The following is a 26,155-nucleotide window of genomic DNA, read 5'->3' as shown; positions in this document are numbered from 1 at the left end:
CGGGCAAGCGGATAGTATGACGGCGGCCCCGTGCCACGATCCCGTCATCCTCACCCGCCGATGCACGGTGAATCGTGTCGACGCCGCGCAGGCCTGCACTCTCCAATGGATTTCCCATGAAACGGATCATTCCCGCCGGCATTGCCCTGCTGAGCCTTCTCCTGTCGGCGACGACACAGGCTGCACCGGGTTCCTTCACCAACTACGGGGATTTCTACCGCTCACTGGGCGGCAGCCTGTTCCAGGGATCGGGGACTGACATGGCAATGCCCTGCACAGACGCGCCTCGCAACTGCGTCTGGGTGACCTCGATGGGCCAGGCGCTACGACGCTTCGACCAGACGCTCTGGAGCGGGCCGGGCGACCTGGCCATGACAGCCCCTGCCGGCGTACCCGAGGTGGCGTTCGACGGCGAGGCGTTGGTGGTGGGCACGCAGCGCTGGCCCCTGAGCCGTGCGATCAACCTCGCGCCCGCACCGTGGAATGACAACGCGCCGATCGCTGCCGAGAACGTCGCGGTCATGACGCTGTGGCACCGCGGCAGCTCGGTGTGCCTGGACATCCGCCAGGTCAGCAGCGGCAAGGGCGACCGCTATACCAAGGTCGTGCTGCTGCATGAGAAGCAACTCTACGTGCTGCCCCCACTGTTCGGCACCTGTGCCGCGGTTCGCGAAGCGCCGCACCAGGGGTTCAGCTATCCGAGCAACAGCTACCTGGGCGCCGGGATGGAAACCGATCCGGAAGGTCTGCAGGTGGACTACCTGCTGTCTGACGGCATCACGCGCATCGCGCGATACCGGCTGCGCTTCCCCGACCACGACGATCCCTTCGTGTTCGAGGCCATGCGCGAGTAAGTGGGGATGGCAGCGGCCAACGCGTGCCGATGGCTCCCAAGCGATGTCGTTGGAAGTGCCCGGATCTGGCGCCCTGTGCGGATGCCGCACGCGAAAGACGCGATGGCGGTGCGCAGGCAGAAAGAGGGGAATGCGCTTCGTTCAACGGCTTGCAGAGCGCCGCGGGCTGCGGCGGAAGCCGGTGATGGAGCGGGTGAAGGGAATCGAACCCTCGTCAGTAGCTTGGGAAGCTACAGCTCTACCATTGAGCTACACCCGCGTTGCGCCGGGCAAGTTTATGCGGCGGGGCGGTAAAAACGCAACGGGCGGCACTGGGCCGCCCGTTGTGGCTGGCTTTCGCCAGCCGCCGGCAACGCCCCGTGCGGGGCGTTGCGCGCGGTGGATCAGAAGCTGCCGCTGAAGCTGGCGAACAGCGACACGTCGCGGGCACGCTTCTGCAGCGTGGTGGTGCTCATGCCCACGTTGCTGTTCAGGCCCCACAGGTTCAGGCGCGCACCCAGCACAGCGGTGGCGTAGTTCTTGTCGAACTCCAGGCCCGGCACCTTGTACATGCCCACGTCCGGCATCGACTGCAGCCACGCGCTGGCCTGCTTGCCGTCTTCGAACTCGTGGTCGTAGGTGACCTGCACGTACGGCTTGACGCTGCCGCCGTCGAAACGGGCCTGCCAGCCGATGCGGCCGACGGTGGAATCGACATCCTGGTCGCCATAGCCCAGCGCGGTGGCGCTCGGGTTGCTTTCGGTGTAACCGTCCAGCTTGACCTTCTGCCAGATCACCGCGGCCACCGGGCCATGGCGGAAGCCGCCCTCAGCGCCGAACTCATACCCGGCGTTCAACGCGGCGGTCAGGTTGCTGCCTTCCGGCGAGCCTTCATGGATACGGGTCGCCGGGCCCAGCTGGACCTTGCGGGTGACGTCATAGTCCAGCCAGCTGTAGCTGACCTGGCCGTTGACCCACACGCGCTCGCCATACCAGCCGGCGAACAGACCCAGAGAGGTATCGGACTGGGTGAAGTCGCCCTTGCTGTTGCCAAAGTCGGCGTCCATGCGGCCATAGCCGGCGAAGCCGCCGACCACCATGCCGTCACGCGCCCAATCCACGCCGAACAGGCCGGCCGGGGCCATGCCGTCGTACAGATCGGCATGCGCGTAGCGCTGCATGTCGCCGCGCAGGTTGCCCCACCAGCTCAGGCCGTCGGCCGGACGGCCGTCCAGATGCCAGCTGACCTGGTCGGCGCGCGAACGACCGATGGTCTGCGCCGAGTGGGTGAGGATCTGCTGGTTGCGCGGGGCTTCCAGGATCGACAGGGTGTACTGGCCCAGCATTTCATGCGTGGCCGAGGACGGGTGCACGCCGTCGGCGAACACGTAGGTCTTGTAGGCGTCCGGGGTCGCATAGGCGGCCGGGCTGCAGGTCAGCGAGGTCGCGGTGAGGCAGGCCTTGTCGGTGACATTGACGAAGCCGTAGGTGGACGGGCTGGCGACGATTTCCTGCAGGATGTGGAAGGTGTCCACCGGAATTACCTGCAGGCCGGCCGCTTTCAGGCCACCGAACAGCGCGTCGTTGTAGGCCTTGGCCAATGCGGTGCCGCCCGCCATGCCAACCGGGCCAGCCGCACGCGCGTCCGGGGTCAGGCCGATGTCGGGAATGGTGGGCACCACCACGTACTGGGCACCGGCCGCCTTCAGGGTGCCGACGATGCCGACCTGATCGGTCACCGCCGCGCCCAGGGTGGCGGCCAGCGGCGCGCCGCGCTGGATGGCGAACAGGTCATTGGCGCCGCCCCACACGGTGTACAGCGCGTTCGGGTCGGCCTTGCCGCCATTGGCAGCCAGGTACTGGTTCATCTGGGTCTTGAGCGAGTACACCGGCACTGCCGGGGTGCCCGGCACCAGCACCTGGCTGGTATCCACACCGACGCGGGCGCCGCCGATGGCGTAGTTGTCACCGCCCTGGCCGTTGCCGTGCGCGCCGCCGTTGGTGCCGTAATAGTCGGCCACGTACTCGGACCAGATCCAACCGGGGTTGGTGGTGAACTGGCCGATGATCGGGTTCGCGCTGGCCGGCAGCAGCGGGCGGAAGTAGCCGGCGTCGCTCAGGCTGTCGCCAAATACCACAGTCTTGGTATACGGCGACTGGGCCATGGCCGGCAGGGCGGCCATGGCGATGGCCACGGCCATCAGGGAACGCAGGGGGCGCTTGCTGAGCAGCATGTAAAGCTCCTTGAAGTGGGGGAACAGCCGGACGTACGCCGGCGCACGGTGGCAATGGTTTCACCGCGCCCCGGGCAATTCACGCTGCGTCGCGGCATGAAATCGCCCCGGAGCCGGGAAAACCCGCCACAGCAACGTCCGCCGCCCGGCAGGCGGCCGGCAAGGGTACGCACCCCGGCCACAATTAGGGACAATGGCGTCATGAACATCGTCCTCAATGGCGACACCCGCCAGCTTCCGCAAAGCGCCACCGTCCACGACCTGCTGCACACCGAGCAGCTGCTTGAGCGCCGGGTGGCGGTGGAGGTCAACGGCGAGATCGTCACCCGCAGCCGGCATGCCAGCCACGCCCTGCGGGACGGCGACGTGGTCGAGATCGTGCACGCACTGGGCGGCGGTTGACCGTGTTTGGAGCGCGCGTGCACGGGCGCAGCATCGTGACGCGCGATAGGCGATAATTCGCGCCATGAATCCACACGCCCCCAACGACGCGCTGGTGATCGCCGGCAAGACTTACGGTTCCCGGCTGTTGACCGGCACCGGCAAGTTCAAGGACCTGGAAGAAACCCGCATCGCCACCGATGCCGCCGGTGCCCAGATCGTGACCGTGGCGATCCGCCGCACCAACATCGGGCAGAACCCGGGCGAGCCGAACCTGCTCGACGTGCTGCCGCCGGACCGCTACACCATCCTGCCCAACACCGCCGGCTGCTACACCGCCGAAGACGCCGTGCGCACCTGCCGCCTGGCCCGCGAGCTGCTGGATGGCCACAACCTGACCAAGCTGGAAGTGCTGGGCGACCAGAAGACCCTGTACCCGGACGTGGTGCAGACCCTCAAGGCCGCCGAACAGCTGGTCAAGGATGGCTTCGCGGTCATGGTCTACACCTCCGACGATCCGATCCTGGCCAAGCGCCTGGAAGAGATCGGCTGCGCCGCGGTGATGCCGCTGGCTGCGCCGATCGGCTCGGGCCTGGGCATCCAGAACAAGTACAACCTGCTGCAGATCGTCGAAGACGCCAAGGTGCCGATCATCGTCGACGCCGGCGTGGGCACCGCCTCGGACGCGGCCATCGCGATGGAGCTGGGCTGCGACGGTGTGCTGATGAACACCGCCATTGCCGGCGCCCGCAACCCGGTGCTGATGGCCAGCGCGATGCGCAAGGCGGTCGAGGCCGGGCGCGAGGCGTTCCTGGCCGGGCGTATTCCGCGCAAGCGCTACGCCACTGCCTCCTCGCCGGTGGACGGGCTGATCTGATGACCAATCCCTTCGACAGCGCCGGCGCCAAGGCCCCCGCCAAGCCGTTCACCATTACCGAAGGCCGCCGCGAGGTACGCAGCTTCGTGCTGCGCCAGGGCCGCTTCACCCCCGCCCAGCAGCGTGCGTTCGACGACCGCTGGCCGCGCTTCGGCCTGGACTTCACCGGCGAGCCGCGCGACCTGGACGCCACCTTCGGCCGCGATGCGCGCAAGGTGCTGGAAATCGGCTTCGGCAACGGCGCCGCGCTGCGCTTTGCCGCCCAGCAGGACCCCAGCCGCGACTACATCGGCCTGGAAGTGCACGCCCCCGGCGTGGGCCGTCTGCTCAACGCGCTGGCCGACGACAACGCCGACCACGTGCGCCTGTACCACCACGACGCGGTGGAGGTGCTGGAAAAGGAAATCGCCGATGGCGTGCTCGACGAAGTGCGCATCTATTTCCCGGACCCGTGGCACAAGAAGCGCCACAACAAGCGTCGCCTGATCCAGCCGGGGTTCGCTGCACTGCTGGTGCGCAAGCTGCGCAGCGGCGGCCGCCTGCACTGCGCCACCGACTGGGAAGACTACGCCGAGCAGATGTGGGAGGTGCTGGACGCCACGGACGGGCTGACCAACCGCGCCGGTCCGCGCGGCCAGGTGGACCGTCCCGAATGGCGCCCGCAGACCCACTTCGAAACCCGTGGCCAGAAGCTGGGCCATGGCGTGTGGGACCTGTTGTACGACCGCACCTGATCCCCGCCCAAGGAACCGCGCCACCCCATGGATACCGCGCTGACGCTGACCACCGATATGAAGCTCGTGCTCGGGCTGGTCGGCTTCACGATGGCGATGTTCCTGTTCGAGCGCATCCGCGCCGACGTGGTGGCGCTGGTGGTGCTGGTGGTCCTGGGTGTCACCGGCTTGATCGCGCCGGAGGAAATCTTCGGCGGCTTCTCCGGTAACGCGGTGATGAGCATCATCGCCACCACCATCCTCGGTGCGGGCCTGGACCGCACCGGGGCGTTGAACCGGCTGGCCGCCTGGCTGCTGCGACGCGGGCACGGGGTGGAAACCCGCCTGCTGATGATGACCACCGCCATTGCCGGCTTGAACTCCTCGTTCATGCAGAACCCATCGGTGATGGCGCTGTACCTGCCGGTGGCCTCGCGGCTGGCCGCACGCACCGGACTGACCCTGCAGCGCCTGCTGCTGCCGATCGCCGCGGCGATCGTGATGGGCGGCGCGCTGACCATGGTGGGCAATTCGCCGCTGATCCTGCTCAACGATCTGCTGGCGTCGGCCAACAACAACCTGCCCTCGGGCCTGGCCACCATCGAACCGTTGCGCATGTTCGCGCCGCTGCCGATCGGCGTGGCGCTGCTGGTTGCCTCGCTGCTGTATTTCCGCTACTTCGGCGACCGCAAGCTGGTCGAAGAGGAAACCTTGGCCAACGACGGGGTCACCCCGGCGCGCACCGAGAGCTACTTCGCCAAGACCTACGGCATCGAAGGCGACGTGTTCGAGCTGGTGGTCAGCGCCGAGAGCCCGCTGGTGGGCATGACCCTGGGCGAAGCGGAGAACGTGCACGACGCGCCGCTGCTGCTGGCGCTCAAGACCGGCAATGACACCCGGCTGGCACCGCCGGCGGAGATGCGCATCTGGGTGGGCAGCGTGCTGGGGGTCATGGGCGCCCGCGCGCAGGTCAACGACTTCGCGCAGAACCAGTTCCTGCGCATGTCCTCGCGGCTGAAGCACCTGGGCGACCTGTTCAACCCCAGCCGCGCCGGTATTTCCGAGGCCGTGATCCCACCCACCTCGGACGTGATCGGCAAGACCGCCTCGGAACTGCGCCTGCGCAAGCAGCGCGGGATCAGCCTGCTGGCGATCAACCGCGACAAGCAGGTGATCCGCGAAGACGTGCGCAACGTGGCCCTGCGCGCCGGCGACATGCTGGTCTTCCACAGCATCTGGACCGACCTGGCCCAAGCCGCCAAGAGCCGCGATTTCGTGGTGGTCACCGACTACCCCAAAGGCGAGCAGCGCCCGCACAAGTTCAAGATCGCGATGAGCATCTTCGCCATCACCATCCTGATCGCGCTGACCTCCAAGCTGCCGGTGGCGCTGACCCTGATGACCGGCGTGGCCGGCATGCTGCTCACCGGCGTGCTGCGCATGGACGAGGCGTATGCCTCGATCAACTGGAAGACCATCTTCATGATGGCCGGCCTGATTCCGCTGGGTTGGGCCATGGACAGCAGCGGCGCGGCGGCGTGGGTGGCCGGGCACACCATCGACCGCCTGCCCACCGGCATTCCGGTGTGGGTACTGGAGATCGCGCTGGCGCTGTTGACCACGGTGTTCTCGCTGACCATCAGCCACGTGGGCGCGACCATCGTGATGGTGCCCATCGCGGTCAACCTGGCGCTGGCCGCCGGCGGCAACCCCACGGCGTTCGCGTTGATCGTGGCGTTGTCGGCGTCCAACAACCTGATGACCGCGTCCAATCCGGTGATCTCGATGATCACCGGGCCGGCCAACTACACCCCGCGCGAGCTATGGCGCGTCGGTGCGCCCCTGTCGTTGATCTACACCATCGTGGTGGTGGCGATGATCAACCTGATGTTCTGAGGAAAGCGTAGCGACCCACGGTCGCTACCTATCCGAGCCACACCTGGCCGTCGCGCACCTGCAGCGGTACCGCGCGCAGGCGGTCGCCCTTGCACGGGCCGGCCACGCAGCTGCCATCGTCAAGCGAGAACGACGCGCCGTGCGCGGCGCACACCAGATGGCCTTCACGGCTTTTCAGGAACTGTCCCGGTGCCCAGTCCAACCGTCGCCCGGCATGCGGGCAGATGTTCAACCACCCGCGCACGTCGTCACCATGGCGGTACATGACCAGCGACTCGCTGTCGCCGTCCAGGGTGACCTCGACCTCGGCAAAGCCTGCGTCGGCAATGGCGTCCAGGGCCATCAGGGGAACGGCGGCGGTATCGGAAACAGACATGTCGGCACGCGGATTCAACGGGGCGGCATTCTCTCACGCCGTCACGTGGCTGGCCCGGCGATGAACACAAGTCATTGATTTGAAATGAACGCACGGTACGTTTAACGAGTTTTTCACTCAATGGCAGAGGCCACCCCGGATACTGATGGCTCGCTGACTTCAGCCAAAAGAAACGCCATGTACAAGCGCTACTTCCAGTTCAACACGTTCCGCACCCTGTTCGCGCCGCGCAAGCCGCGCCATCCGCTGGTGCGCGTCGCGGTGGGTCTGTTGGGCTTGGCTATCCTGGCCGCGCTGGTGTTCGTGGGGGTGTTCGTGGGGGCGGCGATGATCATCGCCGGCGTTGCGTGGAAGCTGCTTGCCCAGCGCAAGCAGGGCACGCGCCCGAGCGACCCGCAGGCGGTGGACGCCGAGTACCGCGTGGTTCGCAAGCAGGCATTGCCGCTGTCGCGTTGAGGGGTTGCCGCGCCGTCGCGCGGCCCTTTGTCCGTCCCGCATTCGGCCACGTTTGGCGTGGCACGTCGCGCGCGCTCGTTCTAGACTGCCTGTGACCCAACGTGACAGGACGCGAGCATGACCGATGTAATTCCCACACCCGAGCAGCCGCGCATTCCGGTGGCCGGTGGCGGCACGTTCCCGGTGCGCCGCATCTACTGTGTTGGGCGCAATTTCGCCGACCACGCACGCGAGATGGGCGCCGCCGTTCCGGCAGCCGATGACCGCGGCCGCCCGATGTTCTTCAGCAAGCCCGCCGATGCGATCGTGGTCGGGCATGACGATGTGATCCCCTACCCGCCTGCCACCCACGACCTGCACCACGAAGTGGAGCTGGTGGTGGCGATCGGTCGCGACGCGCCCGCCGGCGAGCTGCCGGTGGACCAGGCCGAGGCGCTGGTGTTCGGCTACGGTGTCGGGCTGGACCTGACCCGCCGCGACCTGCAGGCGGCGGCCAAGGCCAAGGGCCACCCGTGGGACCCGGCCAAGGGCTTCGATCATTCCGCGCCGATCAGCGAACTGGTGCCGGCCGGTGAAGTGGGCGACCTGGCCGCGCTCAATCTGTCGCTGGAAATCAACGGCGAAGTGCGCCAGCAATCGCTGCTGGACCAGATGATCTGGAACGTGCCGGAGATCCTGCACGAGCTGTCCAAGCTGTGGGCGTTGAAGGCCGGCGACCTGGTCTTCATGGGTACCCCGGCCGGCGTGGCGGCACTGCAGCCCGGCGACCGTTTCAGCGCGCGTCTGGAGAATGTGGCAGAGCGCCACGGCATCATCGCCGGATGACACCTGCTGCGTTACGCTGCGCCGTCATTTGATTACCCCTGCCACAGGAGAGCCCGATGGGAATGTTTACCGAGTTCAAGGAATTTGCCATGCGTGGCAACGTCATCGACCTGGCGGTCGGTGTCGTGATCGGTGCGGCGTTCGGCAAGATCGTCACCGCACTGGTGGACAAGATCATCATGCCGCCGCTGGGCTGGCTGATCGGCCGGGTGGATTTTTCGCAGCTTGCCTGGACCCTTGCCCCCGCGCGGCTGGGACCGGATGGCAAGGAAATCCCGGCGGTGGTGATCGGCTACGGTGACTTCCTCAACACGCTGGTGCAGTTTGTGATCGTGGCGTTTGCGATCTTCCTGGTGGTCAAGGTGATCAACCGTCTGGCCCGCAAGAAGGAAGCCGCGCCGGCCGCCCCGGCTGAAGAAGTGCTGCTGCTGCGCGAAATCCGCGACAACCTCAAGCGCTGAAGCATCAGTATCCCGGTAGTGCCGGCCGCCGGCCGGCTCCAGGCGATGCTGGATGTCTGCAGAGCCGGCCAGCGGCCGGCACTACCCGGTGGTTCTGGCGGTTGCCGATGCACATGCGAAACCTCGCCCCGGCGGGGTTTTCGCGTATGGAAAACAGCGTCCGCGCAACCATGACCTCCCACCCATGTGCGGGCCGGGCAGGCTGCTAAGCTCGGACGCTTCTGTCCTGCTTTCCGGAGCTGTCCATGCGTCGCCGCGTCCTTGCCATCGCATCCTCCCTCGCACTGTTGGCCGCCCCGGCGTTCGCGGCGACCGGCCCCACCACGCTGGCGCCCAAGTCGCTGGCCACCGCCGCCGAACTGCGCGAGCAGGCCCTCAAGGACGACACCGGCTGGAAGGTGGTCGAGTCGCTCACCACCGAGATCGGCCCGCGCATCGCCGGTGGCGAGGCCGATGCCCGCGCCGTGGCCTGGGCCGTGGCCAAGTTCAAGGCACTGGGTTTTGACAAGGTCTGGACCGAGCCGGTGACCTTCCCCAAGTGGGAACGCCGCAGTGAACACGCCCAGGTGATCGGCAAGCACGCCCAGCCGCTGACCATCACCGCGCTGGGCGGCAGCCCGGGCGGCACGGTCGAGGCCGAGGTGGTGCGCTTTGCCGACCTGGCCGCGCTGCAGGCGGCACCGGAAGGTTCCCTGAAGGGCAAGATCGCCTTCGTCGACTACCAGATGACCGCCTACCGCGACGGTCGTGACTACGGCAACGGTGGCGCGGTGCGCAGCAAGGGCCCGTCCGAGGCGATCCGCAAGGGTGCGGTGGGCTTTGTGATGCGCTCGGCCGGTACCGATTCGCACCGCGTGCCGCACACCGGCATCACCCGTTTCGATGACGGCCTGACGCCGGTACCGGCCGCGGCCTTGTCGGTACCCGATGCCAACCAGCTCGCCCGCCTGGTCGCGCTTGGCAGCACCACGCTGAAGCTGAGCCTGGATTGCGGGTGGGACGGCAAGGCCACCTCGTACAACGTCATCGGCGAAATCACCGGGCGCAGCCTGCCCAAGGAAGTCGTTGTCATCGGCGGTCACCTCGATTCCTGGGACCTGGGCACCGGTGCCGTGGACGATGGCGCCGGCGTGGGCATCACCATGGCCGCGGGCCACCTGATCGGCCAGCTCAAGCAGGCCCCGAAGCGCACCATCCGCGTGGTGGCGTTCGCCAACGAGGAACAGGGTCTGTACGGCGGCAAGGCGTATGCCGAGGCCCATGCCAAGGACGTGGTGCTGCACCAGCTGGCCGCCGAGAGCGACTTCGGCGCCGGCCGCATCTACGCCTTCAACACCGGCTCGCCGAACCCGCAGGGCTCGCGCGATGCCACCCGCCAGATTGCCGACGTGCTCAAGCCACTCGGCATCGAGTACGCCGCCGACAAGGGCGGCCCCGGCCCGGACGTGGGCCCGCTGGCCGCCAAGGGCGGCGCCTGGGCGTGGTTGGCGCAGGACGGCAGCGACTACTTCCACCTGCACCACACCGCCGACGACACCCTGGACAAGATCGACCCGGCCGCGCTGGCACAGAACGTGGCCGCTTACACCGTGTTTGCCTACTTGGCTGCCGAGGCCGACGGCAGCTTCGGCAGCGAAGCCAAGCCGACCACGCCGCCCAACGAATGACGGTCCTCAGGGACCGTGGCGCATCGCCACGGTCCCTGCCCTGCTCATTTGCCGCCGCGCGCGGCGATCTCGTTCCACAACTCGGCCCGGGCAACGCCGGCCACCTGCGGGTTGAACACCGGGTCGATGCCGGCACGCCGGCTTTTCTCGTAGTCCCGCAATGCGGCCAGTGCCGGCTTCTGCAACAGCAGCAGCGCGATGATGTTCAACCAGCTCATCAGGCCGACGCCGATGTCGCCCAACGACCACGCCACCGTTGCGGTATTGACCGCCGACCACGTGGCCACGCCCAGGAACGCCACCTGGAACAGCCGCAGCACCCACGGGCGGTGCTGGTTGCGGCACAGGTACACCACGTTGGTTTCGGCGTTGTAATACAGCGCCAGGATGGTGCTGAAGGCGAACGGCAGAATCGCCAACGCGATGAAGGCCGTGCCGAATCCGGGCAACGCCGACTCGACCGCGTGCTGCACGAAGTGCGGTCCGGCGGCCAGCCCCGGTACGTTCGCCACCAGCATGCCGGCATGGCTTGCCGCCGCCGGGTCGTACACGTTGTAAGCGCCGGTGGACAACACCAGGAATGCGGTGGCGCTGCACACCACCAGGGTGTCGATGTAGACCGAGAATGCCTGCACCAGGCCCTGCTTGACCGGATGCGAGACCTCGGCGGCCGCAGCCGGATGCGCGCCACTGCCCATGCCGGCTTCATTGGACATCACCCCGCGGCGCACGCCCCACTGGATGGCGGTGCCGATCATCGCGCCAAAAGCGGCATCGGTACCGAACGCGCTGTCGACGATCAGCCGCGCCATGCCCGGCAGCGCATCCACGTTGAGCGCCATCACCACTGCGGCCACCAGCAGATAGCCGATCGCCATGATCGGCACCACCACCTGCGTCACGCTGGCGATACGGCGTACGCCGCCGAAAATCACCAACCCGATCACGACCACCATGCCGGCCGCCGATGCACTGGCGGGAACGCCCCAGGCGCCGTCGAGCGCACTGGCGATCGCATTGGACTGGGTGCCCGGCAGGAACAGTCCGCAGCCAATCACCGCGCTGATCGCGAAGGCCACGGCATACCAGCGCTGGCCCAGCGCGCGTTCGATGTAGTACGCCGGGCCGCCGCGGTACTGCCCGTTGGCATCGCGCTCCTTGTAGATCTGCGCCAGGGTCGATTCGATGAACGCGCTGCTGGCACCCAGGAAGGCCACGCACCACATCCAGAAGATCGCGCCGGGACCGCCGTAGGCGATGGCCATCGCCACGCCGGCGATGTTGCCGACGCCGACGCGGCTGGACAGCGACAGGCTCAGTGCCTGGAACGAGGACACCCCGGAGGCCGAACTGCTGGAACTGAACAACAGGCGCAGCATGTCCGGCAATGCACGCAGCTGGATGAAGCGGGTGCGCACGCTGAAGTACAGGCCGGCCAGCAGGCACAGCCCCACCAGCGCTGGGCTCCAGACCAGGTCGAGCAGGCGGGCAACGATGGATTCAATGGTCATGGGCGGCTCCCGGGGACAGGACGGCGGGTCGAGGGCGCGCGCATCAGAAGTACATCCCGAGTGCGATCTGCGGGCTGACGAACGCACCGCTGTTGCGGCCGCCCACGCTGAACTCGACGCCGGCGATCAGCCCCAGCGAGGGACTGAAGTGGTACTCGATGGCCGGCGCAAGGCTGACGCTGCTGCTGGAAGGCCGGCGCTGGTTGACGCTGCGCAGGCCCTCGCTGCCCGGGGCATAACCGGTGATGTGCTGGTCGCTTTCGCGGCTGGCGGTGAGGTCCAGCGCAGCCACCCAGCGGGCGTTGAAGCTGTATTCGGCCCCCAACGAGAGACCCAGCAGCGAGCCCCGCGCGATGCTGCCGCGGAAGCCGGGATCGGTGCCGTACACGCTGCTGTCGTGCAGCGCCACGCGCGCCGGTGCCGGGCTGGCGCTGAGCTGGCCACGCCAGCGCAGCGGGCGGTCATTGGGCATCCACAGCACCTGCTGCACGCCCAGTGCAAAGGTGGTGCGCTGCACGCCATCGCCCTGGGCGTTGAGTGGATTGCCACCGATGCGGTCGTAGCTGCCGGTGGCAAAGCGCTGCAGCAGCGCCACCGAAATGGCCGGGCGCGTGCCGTCGGCGCTGGGCGCCTGCAACAGGTACTGCAGCCGCGCGGTGGTGTCACCGGCACGCACTGCACCGCTGCGCGCGCCGGCCGCGTCGGCACGTGCCGCGCTGAGATTGACCTGCGCGGTCACGCGCTCGCCCATGCCATAGGCGATGGGCACGACGGTGAGCCAGGCGCCGCTGTCGCTGCTGCGCTGGCGGCGACCGGTGGTGTCGTAACCGGCATCACTGTCGACGCGGACCAGGTACGGCTCGATGTACCAGTGGCCGCGCGCCACCCCGGCCGGGTTGGCAGTCACCAGCGGACCGGTGAAGTTCACCCCGTCCAGGCTGCGCGCCTGCGCGGCGGCGTGCGGAGCGACAAGCCCCATGGAAACAGCCGCCAGCGCTAGTGCGGCGACACGATGAAACGACAACGCGGACAAGGTCATGCCAAGACTCCCGTGAGACTGGAAAGAAGGCGGTGCTCAAGCACACCGCTGCGCCAATCTGCACAGCGCGTCGGGCGGCAACAATGTGCAGAACCCTTGTTTTTGCCGATCTGTGCGGGGCCGCACGCACGCCATTTCGCATCACGTGCGATGGTGTTGTTCTGCGTTCTTGGCCGGCGATCGCAACCATGGTGTTCATTGCGTGGGGCAATGACGGAAGCGTAGAGAGCGGGTGTTCCCGCGCTGCGTGCAGCCACCCGTGGGGTGGCTCTACCCATCGATGACGCATAAAAAAGCCCGGTCGAAAAACGACCGGGCTACCGGGACTCGTCACACCCCACGCGGTGAGCGTCACAGACATTCTGCGATCCGGACAACGGCGCCGCGCTGGGTGGGTGTCTCTCCTCACCTACCCAACACAGCACCGCCGAGCACTGTGACGCAGCTCAAGGCCAGCGCACTATGCGAAAAATCCGAATCGGCTGTAGTCACTACGCCATCAGTGACACCGATCACACCGCGTTGGGCAAGCGCGCACGCGCGCTACCCGAAAAACATCACCTGTTCAGCGGACCTGGCGTCCGTACCAGTGCGACAACAGCACCGCTGTCGCCGATGCCACGTTGAGGCTCTCCACCGCGCCGGTACCCGGAATGGACACCTGCGCGTCGCAGTCCTGCGCCAGCTCACGGTCCATGCCCTCGCCTTCGGCGCCCATCACGTACACCAGGCGCGCCGGCACATCGCTGGCGAACAGGTTGTCGCCGCCGTCCACCAGCGTCGCGGCCAGGCCAAAGCCGGCGTCGCGCAGCTGCTGCATCGCCTGCGGCACTGCCGGCAGCCGCACCAGCGGCACCGATTCGGCGCCGCCTTCGGCTACGCGCGCGGCCGCGCCGGACAACGCCAGCGTGGACCCCGGTGGCAGCAGCAGGCCGGCCACGCCGAAATGCGCCGCCGAGCGCAGGATCGCGCCGAAATTGTGCGGGTTGCCCACGCCATCCAGCCACAGCGCCAGCGCCGGCGTGCCGGCCGGCAGCGTGCCCAGCCACTCGCCCAGCTCCAGCATCGGCGCGCGCAGCACGTCGGCCACCACCCCTTCATGGTGGGTGGTAGCGGCCAGCTTGTTGAGGTCGCCCTCTTCCACCACGCGGTAGCCCACCCGGTTGGACACGCACCACTTCAGCATCGGCTGCAGGCGCGGGATCAGCGATTCGGCCAGGTACAGCTTGCGCAGCGCCTGTGGGCGCTTGTCGAACAGGGCCTGCACGGCGTTCCAGCCATACAGGCGCAGCTCGTCATTGCCCCGCCCCGGCGGTGGCGGCGTGCCGCCCTCGCGCGGGGGCAGCGGGGTGGCCCGCGGCGGCCGCGAAGACGGGCGGCGGGCATTCTTCCAGGGATCATTCACTACGGGACAACTCCAGCTTGCGTTGACGCCAGAAATCGGCGTTCTTGATGCCCAATGCATCGGGGTCGAAGGTCGGATCCAGGCCGAGCTTCTTCTGTCGTTCGTAATCGCGCAGCGCCAGCATCGCCGGCTTCTGCACGATCAGGATGGCGATGATGTTCAACCAGGCCATCAGGCCCACGCCGATGTCGCCCAGCGCCCACGCCAGGGTGGCGTTGTGGAACGCACCGAACACCACCATGCCGATGATGCCCAGGCGCAGCACCAGCACGGTGAGCGGGCGCTTGCGGTTCTGGTTGATGTAGCTGAGGTTGGTTTCGGCCATGTAGTAATAGGCCATGATCGTGGTGAAGGCGAAGAAGAAGATCGCCACCGACACGAACGAGGCGCCCCAGCCCGGCAACACCGCTTCCACACCGGCCTGCGCGTAGCCCGCGCCTTCCGGGATACCGGCCAGGCCCTGGAAGATCGGCTCGGCACCGGCCACCGGCGAGTACACGTTGTAAGTGCCGCTGGCCAGGATCAGGAAGGCGGTGGCGGTGCACACCATCATGGTGTCGAAATAGATCGCGAAGGCCTGCACGTAGCCCTGCTTGGCCGGGTGCGAGACCTCCGACGCAGCCGCGGCGTGCGGGCCCGAGCCCTGGCCGGCTTCATTGGCATAGATGCCGCGCTTGATGCCCCACTCCACCGCCAGGCCCATCATCGCGCCGAACGCGGCGTGGGTGCCGAAGGCGCTGTCGAAGATGATGCCGAACATTTCCGGCACGCGGTCGTAGTTGATGATCATGATGACGATGGCCATCAGGATGAACGCGGCGGCCATGAACGGCACCACCACTTCGGCGAAGTTGGCGATGCGCTTGACGCCGCCGAAGATGACCACGCCCAGCAGCAGCGCCACCACGACGCCGATACCCAGCTTCAGTGCCTGGACGTCGGCCAGGCCCATGAATTGGCCATCCAGCGGGCCGCACAGGGCGCCGCCACGGCAGGCGTTGATGATGCTGTCGGCGATGGCATTGGCCTGCACGCCCGGCATCAGGAAGCCCGCGGCGATGATGGTGGCCACGGCGAAGGCCAGGGCGTACCACTTCATGCCCATCGCTTTTTCGATGTAGTACGCCGGGCCGCCGCGGTAGCGGCCTTCGGCGTCCTTGGTCTTGTAGATCTGGGCCAGGGTGCATTCCACGTACGAGGTGGAGGCGCCGACGAAGCCCATGACCCACATCCAGAAGATCGCGCCGGGACCGCCGAAAGCGATGGCGGTGGCCACGCCGGCGATGTTGCCGATGCCCATGCGGCCGGCCATCGACATGGCCAGGGCCTGGAAGGAGGACACGCCGGCATCGGACTTCTCGCCCTTCACCGTAAGGCGGCACATCTCGAAGAAGCCGCGGATCTGCATGAACCGGGTGCGGACGCTGAAGAACAGGCCAGCGCCCAGGCACACGGCGATCAGCGCCTTGCTCCAGATGATGCTGTTGATGAAATGTACGGTTGCTTCCACGCGCTCTCTCCAGTCGGCGGAAAAAAAGGACGTCCCGTCGGCTGGAGGGGACCGGGTCGATTCTCCACCATCACGGCCGCCACGGGTAGCGCCGGGTGCGTGGGGGGCGGCGGCGTGGGGCGGGTGAACGCGTCGCCACGCGCCCGGGCAATCACACGCCAGCGCCGTAGAGCCGGGCTCTGCCCGGCTGCTTGATGCTTTTTGGCCGCGCGGAGCAGAGCAGCCGGGCAGAGCCCGGCTCTACGCGGCCTCTTATCGGCAGAGCAGCCGGGAAAAAGCCCGGCTCTACACGGCAGCTACGTATTCATCTGCCCCGGTCAGGCGTGCCCGCCCACCGACGGGGTCTCCGCCTCCTGCTTCTCCAGCTCACGGGCCACCGCTTCGGGCGAACGCGTGTACGGGGCCAGCAGCGAATAGAACGCCGGCACCACGAACAGGGACAGGAAGGTGGACACGGTGACGCCGAAGATCACCACGATGCCGATGGTGCCGCGGCTGGCCGAGCCCGGGCCGCCGGCGACCACCAGCGGGATCGCGCCGACCACCGTGGCAATGGAGGTCATCAGGATCGGGCGGAGGCGCACCATCGACGACTCGACGATGGCCCGGTGCACGTCGCGGCCTTCGTCGCGCAGCTGGTTGGCGAACTCCACGATCAGGATGCCGTTCTTGGCCGCCAGCCCGACCAGCATCACGATGCCGATCTGGCTGAACAGGTTGATGCTGCCGCCACTGACATACAGGCCCAGCAGCGCGCCGAGCACGCCCAGCGGCACGGTCAGCATGATCACCAGCGGGTGGATGAAGCTCTCGAACTGCGCGGCCAGCACCAGGTACACCACCAGCAATGCCATGGCGAAGGTCAGCAGCACCGCACTACCGGCGTTCTGGTATTCGCGCGATTCCCCCTTCCAGTCCAGCTGCGCGTGCTGCGGCAGTTCCTCGCGGGCGGTCTGCTGGGCCCACGCGATCGCCTCGCCCAGCGGGTAGCCCGGGGCCAGCCCGGCGGTGATGGTGATCGAGCGCAGCCGGTTGAAGCGGTTGAGGTTGCCCGCCTCGGCCACTTCGCTGAGCGTGACCAGGTTGGACAACGGCACCAGTTCGCCGCCGCTGGCACGCACGCGGATGGCGGCCAGGTCGGCCGGGGTGGCGCGGCCATCGCGGCCAGCCTGCACCAGTACGTCGTATTCCTCGCCGTTGTCGACGAAGGTGGTGACCCGGCGCGAGCCCATCATGGTTTCCAGCGCGCTGCCGATCGCGGTGACCGACACGCCCAGGTCGGCGGCGCGCTGGCGGTCGATGTTGACCCGCATCTGCGGCCGGGTTTCCTTGTAGTCCGAATCCGGGCCGACCAGGCCCGGGTTGTCGGCCATGCGTGCCAGCATGCGATCGCGCCACTGCGCGATTTCGGCGTACTCCGGCCCGCCCAGCACGATCTGGAACGGCTGGCCCTGGCTGCGCACCAGCCCGCCACCGACCTGGGTGCGCACGCGCACGCCGCGTATGCCATCCAGGTGCTTCTGCAGGTCGGCGGCCACGTCCGGCGTGGCGGCCTGGCGCTCGCGCCATGGCTGCAGGAACACGCTGATGCGGCCGGTATGCATTTCTTCGCTGGCACCGAAGCCGCCGGGCACGCGCGGGTTGGCGCGCACGATCGGCTTGTCGTCGCCGACAAACCCGGCCACCACCTTCTCCACTTCCTGCACCTGGCCCACGGTGTAGTCGTAGCCGGCGCCTTCCGGGCCATCGATCATGATCTGGAACGAACCGCGGTCTTCGGCCGGCGCCAGTTCGGACGGCAGCAGCTTTAGCAGCAACGCGCTGGCCAGCAGCGACAGCAGCATCACCACCACGTAGATCCAGGTGCGCCCGACGTGTGCGTCGAGCACCCGCCCGTAGGCGGCCGAGACGCGGTCCAGATTGCGGTTGATCACCCCGTGCAGTCCCTTCGGCGGCTGGCCGCTGTGCGGCTTGAGCAGCTTGGAGGCCATCATCGGGGTCAGCGTGAGCGAGACGAACGCCGACAGCGCCACGGCGGCGGCCAGCGCCACGGCCAACTCGCGGAACAGGCGACCGGTATTGCCTTCCAGGAAGCCCACCGGCAGGAACACCGCCACCAGCACGGCGGTGGTGGCGATCACCGCGAACGCCACCTGCGCGGTGCCGCGCTTGGAGGCCACCAGCGGCGGCTCGCCCAGGTCGATGCGGCGCTGCACGTTTTCCACCACCACGATGGCGTCATCAACCACCAGGCCGATACACAGCACCAGCGCCAGCAGGGTCAGCAGGTTGATGGAAAAACCAAACGCGTACAACGCGATGAACGCCGCCACCAGGCACACCGGCACGGTGACCGCGGGAATCAGCGCGGCGCGGAAACTGCCGAGGAACAGCCAGATCACCGCCAGCACCAGCAGCATGGCTTCCACCAGCGTGGCGTAGACGCGGTCCACGGCCGCTTCGATGAAGGTGGTGTTGTCGAAGGCGACGAAGATGTGGGTGCCTTCGGGCAGGGTCTGCCCGACGCGCTCGGCTTCGGCACGTGCGGTGCGGGCCACGTCCAGCGAGTTGGCGGTGGAGGTCTTGACGATGCCCAGCCCGATGCCCGGTTCGCCATTGCTGCGGTAGTACGCGCGCCGTTCGGACGAAGCCAGCTCGATCTTGGCCACGTCGCCCATGCGCACCACGTAGCCATCGGCGCCCTTGCCGAGCGGAATGGTGGCGAAGTCTTCCGGCTTCACGTAGTTGCGCTCCACGCGCAGGGTGAAGTCACGGTCGGCCGATTCGATGCGGCCCGCCGGCAGCTCGACGTTCTCGTTGCGCAGCGCGGTTTCCACGTCGCCCACGGTGAGGCCGCGCGCGGCCAGCTGGTCGCGATCCAGCCAGATACGCATGGCATAGCGCTGGCGCCCGCCGATGCGGACCTGGGCCACGCCATCCAGGCTGGAGAAGCGGTCGACCACGTAGCGGTCGGCGTAGTCGCTCAGCTCCAGCGTGTCCATGCTGGAGGAGGTCATGTTGAACCAGATGATCGGGTCGGCGTCGCTCTCGACCTTGGCGATTTCCGGCGGCCGCGCTTCTTCGGGCATGCGGTCGGCGACACGGCTGACCGCATCGCGCACGTCATTGGCCGCCGCTTCGATATCGCGGTTGGAGGTGAATTCGATGCTGACCTGGGCGCGGCCGTTGGAGCTGCGCGCGTTGATGGTGTCGATGCCTTCGATGCCGGCCAGGGCATCTTCGAGCACCTGGGTAATGCGGCTTTCGATGACCGCGGCCGAGGCGCCGGTGTAATCCACCGAGACCGAGACGATCGGCGGGTCGATCGCGGGCAGCTCGCGCAGGGTCAGGCGGGTGAACGACATCACGCCCAGCACGACCAGCAGCAGGCTCATCACCACGGCGAAGACCGGGCGCTGGATGGAAATATTGGAGAGTTTCATCCGGCCGGGTCCGCGGCCTTGGCGGCGGGCACGCCGGCAGCCGCCGGCGCCGGGCGGTCATCGACCTTCAGGCCCGGGCGCAGCTTGCCGGTCCCGTCGACCACGATGCGGTCGCCGGCCTTCAACCCGCTGCGGATTTCCACCACGCCGGCACGGCGCGCGCCACTGGTGATATCGAGGCGTTCGACGCTGTGGTCGGCCTTGACCCGGTACACGAACGAGTCGCGGCCGACCTGGACCACGGCGATTTCCGGGATCACCAGGGCCTGGCGCTCCGGACGGAACATGCGGATATCCAGCAGCATGCCCGGGCGCAGGGCGTGGTCGGCGTTGATGAAGTCGGCGCGCACGGTGACCGCGCGGCTGCCCGGGTCGACGCGGGTATCGATGGTGGCCACCACGCCCTCGAAGCTGCGGCCGGGATACGCCACGCTGGTGGCGGTGACCTTGTCGCCGTTGCCCAGGCTGGCCAGTTCGGCTTCGGGCACCTGGAAATCGACGTGCATGCGTTCGATGTCGTCCAGGGTGGCGATGCTTGTGCTGGGGGTGACCAGCGAGCCCGCGCTGACCTGACGGATGCCGAGCACGCCGGCGAACGGTGCGCGCACGCGACGGTCGCCGATGTCCGACTGCATTTCGCGCACGCGCGCCTCGGCGGCGTCGCGGATGGCGCGCTGGGTGTCCAGGGTGGCGCTGGCGACCAGCTGCTGGGCGGCCAGTTCGCGCTGCCGCTTGTAGAGCTGGTCGGCCTCGGCAAACGTGGCTTGGGCCTGCAGCAAGGCCGCTTCCTGGGCCTGCCCACGCAGGGTGACCAACGGGGTGCCGGCGCTGACCTGCTGGCCGCTGTCGAAGTGGACGGTCTCGATGATCTCGCTGACCTTGGCGGTGATGGTCACCGACTCACGCGCCTTGGCGGTGCCCAGGGCCTGCAGCGTGTCGTTCCATACGGAGGTCTGCACCACCTGGGTAGTGACCGGTACGGCGTCTGCCGCCCGGCGCGCGGTGTCGTCCTTGCTGCTGCACCCGGCCAGCAGGGCCAGGGTGAGGCCAGCGGCGATGCGCGCGGTGATGCGTCCCAACATTTGGAAAAATCCCGTTAAACCCACGACCGCCGAGTGTACGGGTCGGGGCTGGCCGGGCATATGTGCCAAGCGTTTACCGGCGCCCGGTGGCAGCCGAAATGCCTTTCGTGCTGGCCTGTGCGGGTGTGTAACGGCATGTATCGGCGCGTGTCGGATGACGTCAATCACCGGGTGGAGCCGACCGTTGGTCGGCTGGACGCGTCTCGTAGAGCCGGGCTCTGCCCGGCTGCGGTTCCGTATCGGACGGTGACGCATGCAGCCGGGCAGAGCCCGGCTCTACGTGGCTGCGGCTCCGTGTCGGGCGGTGATGCATGCAGCCGGGCAGCGCCCGGCTCTACGTGGCGGCGGTTCCGTGTCGGACGGTGGCGGATGCAGCCGGGCAGAGCCCGGCTCTACGTGACGGTGACACGTGGCAGCCGGGCAACGCCCGGCGCCACGTCCCTCAATACCGGTAGTTCACCTTCATCCACGCCGTCCGGCCCGGTTCGTTGATCCGCACCGGGTCGGCCGGGAAGCCGAAGTCGGCGCTGCCGGCCAGGTTCAGGTGTTCGCTGTAGGCGCGGTCGAACACGTTGTCGATGCCGGCACTGAGCAGCAGCGCATCGTTGATGCGGTAGCTGGCATTGAGCGCAAGAGTGGCAAAGCCGGCGCTCGGACCCAGGTCACGGGCCACCACGTTGCCTTGGCCATCGGCGACCCGATGCTGGTGCGCTACCGCACGGGCCAGCGCGCCCACGCTCCAGCGGTCGGCTTCCCAGGTGGCGCTCACGCGTGCTTCCAGCGGCGGCATCTGCGGCAACGGGCTGCCATCGCTGCGGTTTTCGCCCCAGGCATAGGCCAGGCTTCCGCCCAGTTTCCAGCGCGTACCGAGCATGATGTCGGCGCCGGCCTCGGCACCGGCGATGCGGGCATCCACGTTGTTGGCCTGGGTCATGCTGCCCATCATGCCGCCGTCGAAGTAGGTGAACAGGATGTAGTCCTGCAGCCGGCCGGCATACGCCGATACCCACGCGTTGAGGCGCGCGCTGCGGTACTGCAGGCCCAGGTCCAGCTGGGTGGTCTGCTCCGGCTGGATGCCGGTAAACGCGTTCGCCGCGCCCATCGGCCCCATGTCCGGCGAGAACAGTTCCCAGTAGTCGGGCATGCGTTCGCTGTGGCCGATGCCGGCGTACCAGGTCAGCGACGGCGCCAGATCGCGTTCGATGCGCAGGAAGCCGCTGCCGAGGTACTCGCGGCGCTGCTGGCCGGCGGTGGGGTTGGGCATGGCCATCATGCCGCTGGTGCGGCGTTCGTCGGTGACCTCGGCGCGGTCGATGCGCAGGCCGCCCACCCAGCGCTGGGCGGTGCCCTCGCCCAGGGTGATCTCACTGAAGGCACCCAGGTTCTCGAAGCGCGCGTCGGTGCGCCAGGGCTGCTGCTCATAGGTATTGCGGCCCATGCCGCTGCGGCTGCGGTGCCGGCTGTCCTGCGCGTCCACGCCGGCGACCACCGCGATGTCCTGCCAGCGCCATTCCGAGGCGATGCGGCCGCCGGTGGTACGACGGTCGACATTGGCGGCCATCGGCATCGGCATGCTGCTGTCCGGATTGGGCGTGCGCAGCGTGTAGTTGTCCATCACGTGGTCGGCGTCGTTGTAATACACGTTGGCCAACAGCTTGTCCCAGGCACCGGGCAGATTGTCCTTCTCGAAACGGGCGGCATAGCTGGTGCGCTTGAACGCGGCGCCGTCCATGCCACGCCCGGCGTAGCGCGCGATGGCGTCACCGGTGCCGGCCGACAGCTCCAGCACGGTGTCGGCATCGGGTGTCCAGCCGACGGCCACGTCGCTGTTCCACTTGCGCCATTTCGACGGCACCACGTAGCCATTGCCGTCCTTGTAATCGTCCGCTTCGGAGCGGTTGCCGTTGACCCGCACGTAGCCCTGCGACGCACCGGCGGTCAGGTCGAGCACCTGGTCGTTGCGGTTGCGCGAGCCCACCAGTGCACTGGCGTTGATATCCATGGCCGGTGCGTCGAAACGGGGGGTGTCGCGCTCGAAACGCACCGTGCCGGCCGAGGCCCCGGCGCCCCAGCGCACGCTCTGCGGCCCCTTGATGATGGTCAGCCGGTCGAAGGTTTCCGGCGCGATGTAGGACAGCGGGTTGTCCATGCGCGAGGGGCAGGCGCCGATCAGGTTGCCCTCGTTGCTGACGATGTTCAGGCGTGACCCGAACATGCCACGCAGCACCGGGTCGCCGTTGGTGCCGCCGTTGCGGATCGCCGAAAAGCCCGGCACGGTCTTGAGGTAGTCGGCGCCATCGCTGGCGGGTACCGGTTGGCGCGGCAGGCGCGGGTCGGTGACCCAGTGCAGCGGCGAGGACGGGGCGGTGGCGGTCACCACCAACGTGTCCAGGGTCTGCGCGGGTTCACGCTCGGCGGCGTGCAGCGGCAGCATGGCCAGGGCGAGCGACAGGGAAACAGACAGGCGCGTCATTGCGCCCGCACTGCGGGAAGCGAGATTCATGTGGAACTCCAGAAAACGCACAGGCGCGCGCCGCCATCACGGCGTCACGCAGCAGGAAAGGACATCGGCGGTTTCAGGCGTTCAGCGGTGGGCCGCGTGCGGCATGCGCAGGCCAGCGCAGGCTGCGCGGCGTGGCGACGGCGCGCAGCACCGTCGGGGCGACCACCGGCAGCGCCGGTAGCAGCAGGATCAACACCGCCAGCCACGGCATCAGCCGCGAGGCCATCATGCAGTACTCGCACGCCTCGCCATGGCCGGCGTGTTCGTCCAGCGGTGGCGCAGGTGCACTCGGCGACGGGGCGGCGGCGTGCGTGGCCATGCCGTGCATCGGCATGTCCTGCATCGGCATTGCGTGGTGCTGGTGCGAGGCCGGCATGCCGTGCCCGGCGTGCGGATCAGCGGGAACGTCGGCAACCGGCATGGCATGAGCCATGCCCGAAGGCATCAGCATCAGCGGCGCATCGGCATGCGCCTGTTGCCAGCGGCTGACCAGCGGCGCCAGCGCCATCAGCAGCGTGGCCACGAAGGCGAGCTGCAGCAGAACGGCGTACGGGCGACGGCGGACATTCACCCCATCATGGTAGCGCCCGACCGTGGGTCGGGCGGCCCGACGCCCTGCGACCAACCGTCGCAGCGGCCTCTGCAAGGCCCCGGCCGATCCCCTACCCCCCTCTGGAGAAAAGCCCCCTTCTGTTAAAGGGGGCGCGCCAAAGTCGCGGGGTAGAGGAAGCATGCGCCGCCATCACCGTCGCTTCTCAGACGGTGATGGTCTGCGTCAGCGATTCCCAGGTGGGCGGCAGCGGCCAGTTGGCCTCCTGGTTGCCGTCGATGACGCGGCGCAGGTCGCGGGTGTCGATCTGCGGGGCCAGCACGTGCACCAGCTCCAGCGCGTAGTCGCGCAGCACGCGGTCGCGCGGCAGCACCGCCCACGCGATGCACTCGTCGATCGGGGCCGGGGCCGGCCACGCGCGCAGGTCTTCGTCGCTGGCGTTGACCGCCATTTCCGCCAGCAGGCCAACGCCCAGGCCGGTGCGCACGTAGGTCTTGATCAGATCCGCATCCAGCGCGGTCAGCGCGATGTCGGGGGTCAACCCGGCACTGGCGAAGGCACGCTGCAGCGAGGAGCTGCCGCGGGTGGAGGATTCATAGCTGATCAACGGCTGGGTGGACAGCGCCTGCAGGTCCGGTGCGGCACCGGGGCGGTCCAGCACATGCCCGCGCGGCACCAGCACCAGCCGCCGCCAGCGGTACAGCGGAATGGCGATACCGGCGCTGGGTTCGGCGCCGGCCGTGGAAATGATCGCAATGTCCGCATCGCCCTGGCTGAGCAGATCCAGCGCATCGCTTTCGGCGGCCTGCTGCAGGTGCACGCTGACCTGCGGGTAGGCCTGCTTGATCTTCGCCACGGCCGGCGGCAGCACGAAGCGCGCCTGGGTATGGGTGGTGGTGAGAACCAGCTGGCCCTGGCTTTCGCGGCGCTGGTTGGCCGCGTAGGTGCGGATGTTGTTGGCTTCCCCCAGCACGGCACGCGCGCGGCCGATCACTTCCACGCCGGCCGGCGTGACCGCTTCCAGGCTGCGCCCTTTGCGCACGAACAACAGGAAGCCCAGCTCGTCTTCCAGCTGCTTGAGCTGCTTGGACAAGCCAGGCTGGGTGGCATGCACGCGCGACGCGGCGAGCGTGATGTTGAGCTCGGCGTCGGCGATGGCCACCAGATAACGGAGTTGGGTCAGCGTCATGGGCGTGTGGCACGGCAGGCGAAGGGAGGGCAATCCGACTGTAGGGCAATTGCCGTCACCAGCTTATAACCAAATGTTGTTTAAGAAGGGTATCAGGTCATTTCCCGGGGGCATATGCCGGGGCTACGGTCTGCCGGAGCATCCCCGCCCTGCCCTCCCCCTGCCGCGCCGGGCGCGGTGAACGGACTTCCCTGGAGCATTCCCATGGCCCTGTACAACTCGATCCTGGACACCATCGGCAACACCCCGGTGGTCCGCCTGAACCGCATCGCCCCCGACCACGTCACCGTCTACGCCAAGGTCGAGTCGTTCAATCCCGGCGGCTCGGTGAAGGACCGGCTGGCGCTGGCGATCATCCTGGACGCCGAAGCGCGCGGCGTGCTCAAGCCCGGCGACACCATCGTCGAAGCCACCTCCGGCAACACCGGCGTGGCGCTGGCGATGGTGGCGGCCGCGCGCGGCTACAAGTTCGTGGCCACCATGGTGGAGACCTTCTCCATCGAGCGCCGCAAGCTGATGCGCGCCTACGGGGCCAAGGTGATCCTGACCCCGGCGGCCGAGCGCGGCTCGGGCATGGTCCGCCGCGCCAAGGAACTGGCCGACGAGCACGGCTGGTTCCTGGCCAGCCAGTTCGCCAATCCGGCCAACCCGGCCTACCACCGCAACACCACCGCACCGGAAATCCTGCGCGATTTCGCCGGCAAGCGCCTGGACTACTTCGTGACCGGCTGGGGCACCGGCGGCACCCTGACCGGCGTGGGCGAGGTGCTCAAGGTGGCCCGCCCGGACACCCGCATCGTCGCGACCGAGCCGTCCGGTGCGGCGCTGCTCAAGGGCGAGGAATGGAAGCCGCACAAGATCCAGGGCTGGACCCCGGACTTCGTGCCGGAGGTGCTCAACCGGGGCGTCTACGATGAACTGCTGAGCATCGACGATGCCCGCGCGATCGAGACCTCGCGCCGGCTGGCGGCCGAGGAAGGCATCTTCGTGGGCATCTCCGCCGGGGCCACGGTGGCCAGCGCGCTGGACATCGCCGCCCGGGCCGACAAGGGCAGCGTGATCCTGGCCATGCTGCCCGACACCGGCGAGCGCTACTTCTCGACCCCGCTGTTTGCCGACATCAACGAGGGCTCCGACGACGACTGGCTGGCCGGTCTGCCCTGAGCCCCGCGTTGGTCTGAAGGAGCCCGAGACGCCCACCGCC

At 68.0% G+C, this 26,155-nt stretch carries 21 protein-coding genes and 1 tRNA gene; 10 read left to right on the top strand and 12 right to left on the bottom strand.

The window, feature by feature from the left end:
• Window positions 1-116: 116 nt before the first annotated feature.
• The gene (locus tag DX03_RS04295) at window positions 117-854 is read left to right on the top strand and encodes a hypothetical protein (protein ID WP_038686610.1); all 738 of its coding nucleotides are present in this window, start codon (window positions 117-119) and stop codon (window positions 852-854) included.
• A 185-nt stretch (window positions 855-1,039) separates the two neighbouring features.
• On the opposite strand, the gene DX03_RS04290 is transcribed toward DX03_RS04295, so the two are convergent.
• Window positions 1,040-1,113, bottom strand: a tRNA-Gly gene (locus DX03_RS04290).
• A 124-nt stretch (window positions 1,114-1,237) separates the two neighbouring features.
• Complete coding sequence (locus DX03_RS04285; RefSeq protein WP_038686609.1) at window positions 1,238-3,067, bottom strand: autotransporter domain-containing esterase; 1,830 nt, start codon at window positions 3,065-3,067, stop codon at window positions 1,238-1,240.
• A gap of 201 nt (window positions 3,068-3,268) precedes the next feature.
• Here DX03_RS04285 and thiS point away from each other — a divergent pair, with 201 nt between their 5' ends.
• From thiS to DX03_RS04265, 4 genes are all read left to right on the top strand, one after another.
• Window positions 3,269-3,469 carry a sulfur carrier protein ThiS gene (gene thiS / locus DX03_RS04280; protein ID WP_038686607.1) on the top strand — a complete coding sequence of 67 codons (201 nt, stop codon included), beginning with the start codon at window positions 3,269-3,271 and terminating at the stop codon, window positions 3,467-3,469.
• 64 nt (window positions 3,470-3,533) lie between these two features.
• A complete protein-coding gene (locus DX03_RS04275; protein WP_038686606.1) occupies window positions 3,534-4,325 on the top strand; it encodes a thiazole synthase in 792 nt (263 codons plus the stop codon).
• Window positions 4,325-5,059 (top strand): tRNA (guanosine(46)-N7)-methyltransferase TrmB, encoded by a 735-nt coding sequence (trmB, locus tag DX03_RS04270; RefSeq protein ID WP_038686604.1) that lies wholly within the window; start codon window positions 4,325-4,327, stop codon window positions 5,057-5,059. Before DX03_RS04275 ends, trmB begins: the two co-directional genes overlap by 1 nt.
• A gap of 27 nt (window positions 5,060-5,086) precedes the next feature.
• Window positions 5,087-6,934 carry an SLC13 family permease gene (locus DX03_RS04265; RefSeq protein ID WP_038686602.1) on the top strand — a complete coding sequence of 616 codons (1,848 nt, stop codon included), beginning with the start codon at window positions 5,087-5,089 and terminating at the stop codon, window positions 6,932-6,934.
• A 28-nt stretch (window positions 6,935-6,962) separates the two neighbouring features.
• On the opposite strand, the gene DX03_RS04260 is transcribed toward DX03_RS04265, so the two are convergent.
• Window positions 6,963-7,310 carry a Rieske (2Fe-2S) protein gene (locus DX03_RS04260; RefSeq protein ID WP_038691887.1) on the bottom strand — a complete coding sequence of 116 codons (348 nt, stop codon included), beginning with the start codon at window positions 7,308-7,310 and terminating at the stop codon, window positions 6,963-6,965.
• 177 nt (window positions 7,311-7,487) lie between these two features.
• On the opposite strand from DX03_RS04260, the gene DX03_RS04255 reads away from it, so the two are divergent.
• From DX03_RS04255 to DX03_RS04240, 4 genes are all read left to right on the top strand, one after another.
• The gene (locus DX03_RS04255) at window positions 7,488-7,766 is read left to right on the top strand and encodes a hypothetical protein (RefSeq protein ID WP_038686600.1); all 279 of its coding nucleotides are present in this window, start codon (window positions 7,488-7,490) and stop codon (window positions 7,764-7,766) included.
• A 117-nt stretch (window positions 7,767-7,883) separates the two neighbouring features.
• Window positions 7,884-8,591: a fumarylacetoacetate hydrolase family protein gene (locus DX03_RS04250; RefSeq protein ID WP_038686598.1), complete on the top strand. Its 708-nt coding sequence runs from the start codon at window positions 7,884-7,886 to the stop codon at window positions 8,589-8,591.
• A 56-nt stretch (window positions 8,592-8,647) separates the two neighbouring features.
• Window positions 8,648-9,052: a large-conductance mechanosensitive channel protein MscL gene (gene mscL / locus DX03_RS04245; RefSeq protein WP_038686597.1), complete on the top strand. Its 405-nt coding sequence runs from the start codon at window positions 8,648-8,650 to the stop codon at window positions 9,050-9,052.
• Between the two features lie 245 nt (window positions 9,053-9,297).
• The gene (locus DX03_RS04240) at window positions 9,298-10,719 is read left to right on the top strand and encodes a M28 family peptidase (protein ID WP_038686595.1); all 1,422 of its coding nucleotides are present in this window, start codon (window positions 9,298-9,300) and stop codon (window positions 10,717-10,719) included.
• 44 nt (window positions 10,720-10,763) lie between these two features.
• Here DX03_RS04240 and DX03_RS04235 read toward each other — a convergent pair whose 3' ends face one another.
• The 9 genes from DX03_RS04235 to DX03_RS04195 form a co-directional block, all read right to left on the bottom strand.
• Entirely contained in the window at window positions 10,764-12,230 is a 1,467-nt protein-coding gene (locus DX03_RS04235; RefSeq protein ID WP_038686593.1) for an alanine/glycine:cation symporter family protein, read from the bottom strand.
• 43 nt (window positions 12,231-12,273) lie between these two features.
• Entirely contained in the window at window positions 12,274-13,209 is a 936-nt protein-coding gene (locus DX03_RS04230) for a hypothetical protein (protein WP_051598741.1), read from the bottom strand.
• A gap of 625 nt (window positions 13,210-13,834) precedes the next feature.
• Window positions 13,835-14,674 (bottom strand): TrmH family RNA methyltransferase, encoded by an 840-nt coding sequence (locus tag DX03_RS04225; protein WP_038686591.1) that lies wholly within the window; start codon window positions 14,672-14,674, stop codon window positions 13,835-13,837.
• Complete coding sequence (locus DX03_RS04220; RefSeq protein ID WP_038686589.1) at window positions 14,667-16,184, bottom strand: alanine/glycine:cation symporter family protein; 1,518 nt, start codon at window positions 16,182-16,184, stop codon at window positions 14,667-14,669. Before DX03_RS04220 ends, DX03_RS04225 begins: the two co-directional genes overlap by 8 nt.
• Window positions 16,185-16,501: 317 nt before the next feature.
• Window positions 16,502-19,627, bottom strand: coding sequence for an efflux RND transporter permease subunit (locus DX03_RS04215; protein WP_038686587.1), 3,126 nt, complete (start codon window positions 19,625-19,627; stop codon window positions 16,502-16,504).
• On the bottom strand, window positions 19,624-20,709 hold the full coding sequence (locus DX03_RS04210; RefSeq protein WP_038686585.1) for an efflux RND transporter periplasmic adaptor subunit: 1,086 nt from the start codon (window positions 20,707-20,709) through the stop codon (window positions 19,624-19,626). The genes DX03_RS04215 and DX03_RS04210 overlap by 4 nt, the downstream gene beginning before the upstream one ends.
• Before the next feature lie 442 nt (window positions 20,710-21,151).
• Entirely contained in the window at window positions 21,152-23,212 is a 2,061-nt protein-coding gene (locus tag DX03_RS04205; protein ID WP_038686583.1) for a TonB-dependent copper receptor, read from the bottom strand.
• Window positions 23,213-23,285: 73 nt separating this feature from the next.
• Window positions 23,286-23,720, bottom strand: coding sequence for a DUF2946 family protein (locus DX03_RS04200; RefSeq protein WP_185753525.1), 435 nt, complete (start codon window positions 23,718-23,720; stop codon window positions 23,286-23,288).
• A gap of 247 nt (window positions 23,721-23,967) precedes the next feature.
• Complete coding sequence (locus DX03_RS04195) at window positions 23,968-24,951, bottom strand: LysR family transcriptional regulator (RefSeq protein ID WP_038686579.1); 984 nt, start codon at window positions 24,949-24,951, stop codon at window positions 23,968-23,970.
• Window positions 24,952-25,155: 204 nt separating this feature from the next.
• Between DX03_RS04195 and cysK the strand changes: the two genes are divergently transcribed.
• Window positions 25,156-26,115: a cysteine synthase A gene (cysK, locus tag DX03_RS04190; protein WP_038686578.1), complete on the top strand. Its 960-nt coding sequence runs from the start codon at window positions 25,156-25,158 to the stop codon at window positions 26,113-26,115.
• Window positions 26,116-26,155: the final 40 nt, after the last annotated feature.

Source organism: Stenotrophomonas rhizophila, from assembly GCF_000661955.1.
Taxonomy (GTDB): Bacteria; Pseudomonadota; Gammaproteobacteria; order Xanthomonadales; family Xanthomonadaceae; genus Stenotrophomonas; species Stenotrophomonas rhizophila.
The sequence above is the reverse complement of the archived record's forward strand: the minus strand, read 5'-3'. Positions and strand labels throughout refer to the sequence as shown.